The sequence below is a fragment of the Melghiribacillus thermohalophilus genome (genome assembly GCF_004342905.1).
Taxonomy (GTDB): domain Bacteria; phylum Bacillota; class Bacilli; order Bacillales; family Alkalibacillaceae; genus Melghiribacillus; species Melghiribacillus thermohalophilus.
The window spans coordinates 1,790-3,087 of sequence record NZ_SMAN01000041.1 but is presented as its reverse complement, the minus strand read 5'-3'; the positions used below and the strand labels follow the sequence as shown (position 1 = coordinate 3,087).

General features: G+C 56.4%; 1 rRNA gene (cut by a window edge). It reads right to left on the bottom strand.

The window, feature by feature from the left end:
• Positions 1-1,298: ribosomal RNA gene (locus EDD68_RS15070) — 23S ribosomal RNA — on the bottom strand; its annotated part runs 1,726 nt beyond the window's last position; the annotation flags it as partial.

Here is a 1,298-nt window from a genome sequence, read left to right as displayed (position 1 = left end):
TAAGTCCTCGATCGATTAGTACCCGTCAGCTCCACGTGTCACCACGCTTCCACCTCGGGCCTATCCACCTCATCGTCTCTGAGGGATCTTACTCACTCGAAGTGATGGGAAATCTCATCTTGAGGGGGGCTTCATGCTTAGATGCTTTCAGCACTTATCCCTTCCACACGTAGCTACCCAGCTGTGCTCCTGGCGGAACAACTGGTACACCAGCGGTGTGTCCATCCCGGTCCTCTCGTACTAGGGACAGCTCCTCTCAAATTTCCAGCGCCCACGACGGATAGGGACCGAACTGTCTCACGACGTTCTGAACCCAGCTCGCGTACCGCTTTAATGGGCGAACAGCCCAACCCTTGGGACCGACTACAGCCCCAGGATGCGATGAGCCGACATCGAGGTGCCAAACCTCCCCGTCGATGTGGACTCTTGGGGGAGATAAGCCTGTTATCCCCGGGGTAGCTTTTATCCGTTGAGCGACGGCCCTTCCATGCGGAACCGCCGGATCACTAAGCCCGACTTTCGTCCCTGCTCGACTTGTAGGTCTCGCAGTCAAGCTCCCTTCTGCCTTTACACTCTGCGAATGATTTCCAACCATTCTGAGGGAACCTTTGGGCGCCTCCGTTACCTTTTGGGAGGCGACCGCCCCAGTCAAACTGCCCACCTGACACTGTCTCCGGACCGGATCACGGCCCTGGGTTAGAATGTCCGTACAGCCAGGGTGGTATCCCACCGGCGCCTCCACCGAAGCTAGCGCTCCGGTTTCTCTGGCTCCCACCTATCCTGTACAAGCTGTACCAACATTCAATATCAGGCTACAGTAAAGCTCCACGGGGTCTTTCCGTCCTGTCGCGGGTAATGCGCATCTTCACGCATAGTATAATTTCACCGGGTCCCTCGTTGAGACAGTGCCCAAGTCGTTACACCTTTCGTGCGGGTCGGAACTTACCCGACAAGGAATTTCGCTACCTTAGGACCGTTATAGTTACGGCCGCCGTTTACTGGGGCTTCGGTTCAAAGCTTCGCCCGAAGGGCTAACTCATCCCCTTAACCTTCCAGCACCGGGCAGGTGTCAGCCCCTATACTTCGCCTTTCGGCTTCGCAGAGACCTGTGTTTTTGATAAACAGTCGCTTGGGCCTTTTCACTGCGGCTCCTCCAGGCTTGCACCTGAATGAGCACCCCTTCTCCCGAAGTTACGGGGTCATTTTGCCGAGTTCCTTAACGAGGGTTCTCCCGCTCACCTTAGGATTCTCTCCTCGCCTACCTGTGTCGGTTTGCGGTACGGGCACCATCTGTCCTC